Source organism: Clostridium sp., assembly GCF_016650095.1.
Taxonomy (GTDB): domain Bacteria; phylum Bacillota; class Clostridia; order Clostridiales; family Clostridiaceae; genus Clostridium_AD.
The window spans coordinates 1-4,335 of sequence record NZ_JAENWL010000330.1 but is presented as its reverse complement, the minus strand read 5'-3'; the positions used below and the strand labels follow the sequence as shown (position 1 = coordinate 4,335).

At 30.1% G+C, this 4,335-nt stretch carries 5 protein-coding genes; 4 read left to right on the top strand and 1 reads right to left on the bottom strand.

Annotated elements, in window-relative coordinates; all coding sequences use genetic code 11:
• The first annotated feature begins 158 nt into the window (after positions 1 to 158).
• Positions 159 to 686 (top strand): DUF6241 domain-containing protein, encoded by a 528-nt coding sequence (locus JJE11_RS15575; RefSeq protein ID WP_291637250.1) that lies wholly within the window; start codon positions 159 to 161, stop codon positions 684 to 686.
• A 95-nt stretch (positions 687 to 781) separates the two neighbouring features.
• Here JJE11_RS15575 and JJE11_RS15570 read toward each other — a convergent pair whose 3' ends face one another.
• The gene (locus JJE11_RS15570) at positions 782 to 1,408 is read right to left on the bottom strand and encodes a TrkA C-terminal domain-containing protein (protein ID WP_291637252.1); all 627 of its coding nucleotides are present in this window, start codon (positions 1,406 to 1,408) and stop codon (positions 782 to 784) included.
• 516 nt (positions 1,409 to 1,924) lie between these two features.
• On the opposite strand from JJE11_RS15570, the gene JJE11_RS15565 reads away from it, so the two are divergent.
• The 3 genes from JJE11_RS15565 to galE all read left to right on the top strand — a co-directional run.
• Positions 1,925 to 2,413, top strand: a complete 489-nt coding sequence (locus JJE11_RS15565; protein ID WP_291637248.1) for a VanZ family protein — start codon at positions 1,925 to 1,927, stop codon at positions 2,411 to 2,413.
• A gap of 67 nt (positions 2,414 to 2,480) precedes the next feature.
• The gene (locus tag JJE11_RS15560; protein ID WP_291637247.1) at positions 2,481 to 3,224 is read left to right on the top strand and encodes a hypothetical protein; all 744 of its coding nucleotides are present in this window, start codon (positions 2,481 to 2,483) and stop codon (positions 3,222 to 3,224) included.
• A gap of 150 nt (positions 3,225 to 3,374) precedes the next feature.
• On the top strand, positions 3,375 to 4,335 hold a 961-nt coding region (galE, locus tag JJE11_RS15555; protein ID WP_291637245.1), incomplete at its 3' end, for a UDP-glucose 4-epimerase GalE.

Below are 4,335 nucleotides of genomic sequence, written 5' to 3'. Positions count from 1 at the left end.
TTATTTTTATTACTCATTAAAAAATGTTAAAAATTAAATGAAATGTTAATATATTACTGATATAATAGAATTATAAAATATTATCCAGTAAGCTATGTCAAAATAATATTATAACTGCAGCTAATATAAATAGACTATATATTTAAGGGGGCAATTGTATGAAACATTATAAAGTTAGCGACAGATGTTTTGCCATAAGAGGCAAGTTAGCTGCCGTAAGAGGTAAATGGTTTGCAGAAAGCACCAAACTAGTTGCCGGAAGGGGAAGGGGGATTACGGCAAGTGCTATTGCATTGGTGATCGTAATAGTAGGTTTAGCCAGTTACAATACTGCACAACATAAATTGAGTGAAGCTAAAAGCCCCAAAATGGTACAGGCAAGCCAGATGGAAAACATTCAAGGAATGAGTGATGAAGAGGCATTAGTTCATAGTAGAATGCATAAAATGATAAATACTAAAATTGTGGCAATAGACGGAAAGATATGGGGAGAGATAGAAATAACCACAGCTAAGTGTGACCAATTAATTAGTGAAATTACAAAGAGCAAATTTGATGATAAGGGTACACTTATAATATTTCTTACAAATTGGAAAAATAAAAATTTTAGTAGTGCGGTTAAAGAGCATAATTACCTTTGGGATAAACTTGGTGGCACGATAGGAAAAGCAAAGGCAAATAGATAAAAAAAGCGTGATATATTATATAAATATATATCACGCTTTTTTTATTAATCCATAATATTTATGGACTTAGTGGAAACATAGTTGATAGTGAATTTTTAGCTTTCATGAATAAAAGCTTTAATCCTATAATAACTATTTTCGTCACAAATTACTACGAATATATCATTATCTTTAAATATAGTGTGTGGACCAGGAGAAAGTATCAATTTTTCATTTCGTCGGATACCAATTATAGTACCTCCTGTGTTTTGCCAAAATTGAGTTTCAGATATAGATTTATTAATGATACTCATTTCAGAGTGTATCTCAAACTCAAAGGGTGTGAATGGGTTACTATTTTTAAATCTACTAGAATAATCGATAAGTTCATCAATAGAATATTCAATGCTTTTATCTAATTCTTTTTTCTTTTCAAGTAAATCGAAAATATCTTTTTTTAGAGAACTTATAGAATCTATATCTTTAAATTTATCAATAAATTCTAAACAATTATCCACTGAATTTATAACAATACCGCTACCTTTTGTTACTGTAACTATATCCACGTCACTTAAAAGAGTTATAGATCTTCTTATAGTTTCAGGAGACACATTATATTGGCTTGCAAGCGTAGAACGACCGTATAGCTTATCTCCTATAGAAAGATCTCCAGATATTATTCTATTAGTAATATCAATAGCTATTTTTTGATAAATAGGTTTTACAATAGATTCATTTGGCATTTTTGGTTTTATCAAAAGTTATGACTTTTGATAAATTCCCCCCTTCTAAATGTATAATAATTTCAAAAAATTAGGTGAGTATTATTGCTTTTTCTAATTAAGTATAAATTATTATTTTAATATTGTAAATAGTGAATTTGCTTAAAATATATTAAAAAATATTAAAAAATATTAATGACTTAATAAATAATGCTAAAATATAAAAATAAAGTAGTTAATAAATGTGAATACTAAAAACTAATTAAGCTGTAGAATGTATATAAGGTAAGGTATTTACGTCTTTTAATATTAAATATATTTAATATATTAAATATATTAAATATATGAGTTGTGGTATGCTTAAGGAATATTTTGTTGAACATTTTTTTATCACTCCATTTGTATTTAATATTTTAAACTACGATATTGTATTTTTTTGTGATTTATAATCTATCGAGAATCATCTTAGATTCTATAATATTAACGACATAGGAATAAGTAATGGTATAAAATAATGGTTAAGTATAGGAGAAATTTATGAAGAATTTATTAAAAACAAAAACAATAGTGAAAATTATAATATGTGTTATTTGGGTAAGCGTAATTTTATATAATGGAACTAGGCAAGGAGAAACATCACAAAGAAGTAGTAAAGAGATTGTTAAGTTAGCAACTATGGTTATGAATATTCCAACAGATGCTATAGATGGACCTAGTATTAAATTTAGTGATGTAAACTATTTTGTAAGGAAAAATGCACATTTTTTTCAGTACTTTATTCTAAGTATATTGATATGTACAACAATTAAAGAGTTTAATTTAAATAAATGGAGCGAAATATTTTTATTGTTATTTATTTTATTACTTTTTCCTGTGATAGACGAATTCATTCAAAAATATATACCAGGTCGAACCTCGAATATTTTTGATGTGGTGATTGATTTTAGTGGTGGGATTTTAGGGCTAACAGTATCCAATTTATGGTATAAAATGCATGAAAAGAAGGTAGAAGTGCGCTTGTACTAATGAATATTATTACCTCAAGACAGTAATAATAATTAGGTATAAAAAAACGTTTTCAGGAGGCTGTAAAATGAAAAGTAAATCTTTAAAAATGAAAATATTGAGCGGAATGTTATGCACAGGCTTAGCATTTTCCACAGCAAGTCCTAGTTTTGCTGCAGTGAAGAATAGTGATAGTACAAATGGCGCGATTGCTACAAGTATGGATTCCAAAGTTCCTATTGATAAGCAAAACGTAAAGCAAGCAAGGCATGAAGAGATGAAAGATATACTACAAGTTGTAATCAAGGAGAGTATATCTTTAGATATTATCTCAACAGATGAAGGTGATAAGGTCTTAGCATATGCAACCGCGAAATATAAGAAAAGATCAGAAGACCATAAGAAAGATAAAAAATGCAAAAGTGGAAAATGTGGTGTTAAAAAAGGCGGTTTATTTGAAGATTTGGTGACTGATGGTATTTTAACTAAGGAAAAATCTGATAAGCTTAGAGAAAACATGCATGTTAAAAAGACAGAGATTAGAACTATTGAGCTACGAAAAGGTTTAAGTACGCTTATAGATAAAAAAGTATTGACAAAAGAGCAAAGCAGTAAAGTTGAAAAGGCTATAATGGAAAAACATGCTGAGCGATTCGAAAGTTACAAAAAAATGAATAACATGAGTGAAAAAGAAAGAAAAGCTTATATGAAAGAGAACAAGGGGACTAAGGTTAGTCCAATGAAGGTACTTATTGATAATGGAACAATAACAAAAGAGCAAGAAATTGAAATACAAAAGGTATTGCCTCACCACAATCATGGTAAAAAGTAAAATTAAAGCTGAACTACCAAAGTGTACAATGATGCACTTTGGTAGTTTTTATATGTAATAGGCATATTTTAATAAGAAGGTGTGTTAGAATAAACATATATTTTATTATCAAATTTAAAAATAAGTTTTTACGAGAGGAGAATTTAGTTAATGGCTATTTTAGTATGTGGAGGAGCCGGTTACATTGGGAGTCATATGGTAGCTGAGCTTTTAGAAAAAGGAGAAGAAGTAGTTGTTTTAGACAATTTTCAAAGTGGACATGTTAATTCACTATTGGGTGGAAAACTTTATTCTGGAGATTTAAGAGACGATGAAATACTGGATAGAATTTTTACAGAGAATGCGATAGAGGCAGTTATAGATTTTGCAGCAGATTCATTGGTAGGAGAAAGTGTTACAGAGCCCCTAAAGTATTTTGAAAATAACATTGGCTCTACCATAAATTTATTAAAGGCTATGAGAAAACATAAGGTGAAGTACATAGTTTTCTCATCTACTGCAGCAACATACGGTGAACCAGATAATATTCCTATACTTGAAGAGGATAGGACTTTTCCGACTAACCCTTATGGAGAGTCAAAGCTTTGCGTGGAGAAGATTTTAAAATGGTGTGATAATGCTTATGGTATAAAATACACGGCTCTAAGATATTTTAATGCAGCAGGGGCACATTTAAGCTCAAAAATAGGAGAAGACCATAGGCCAGAATCACATCTAATTCCTCTTATTATTCAGGTTGCACTCGGACAAAGAGAAAAGATTATGGTATTCGGGGATGATTACAAAACAAAGGATGGTACTTGTGTTAGGGATTATGTTCATGTAACTGATCTTGCTAGTGCTCATTTACTTGCAGTGAAGAGGCTTAGACGAGGTGAAGATAGCATAATTTGCAATCTTGGAAACGGACAAGGATTTTCAGTTCAGCAAGTAATTGATGTAACTAGAAAAGTTACTGGGCGAGAAATAAAATCTGAAATCGCTCCTAGACGTGCAGGAGATCCAGCAGTGCTTATAGCATCTAGTGTTAAAGCTAAGCAAGTTCTTGGATGGAAGCCTAAATATGATTCTCTTGAAACTATTATAGAAACTGCGTGGAAGTGGCATATGG

Coding starts and splice junctions, on each gene's coding strand:
- JJE11_RS15575 (WP_291637250.1), top strand. CDS start 159: ATGAAACATTATAAAGTTAGCGACAGATGTTTTGCCATAAGAGGCAAG.
- JJE11_RS15570 (WP_291637252.1), bottom strand. CDS start 1,408: ATGCCAAATGAATCTATTGTAAAACCTATTTATCAAAAAATAGCTATT.
- JJE11_RS15565 (WP_291637248.1), top strand. CDS start 1,925: ATGAAGAATTTATTAAAAACAAAAACAATAGTGAAAATTATAATATGT.
- JJE11_RS15560 (WP_291637247.1), top strand. CDS start 2,481: ATGAAAAGTAAATCTTTAAAAATGAAAATATTGAGCGGAATGTTATGC.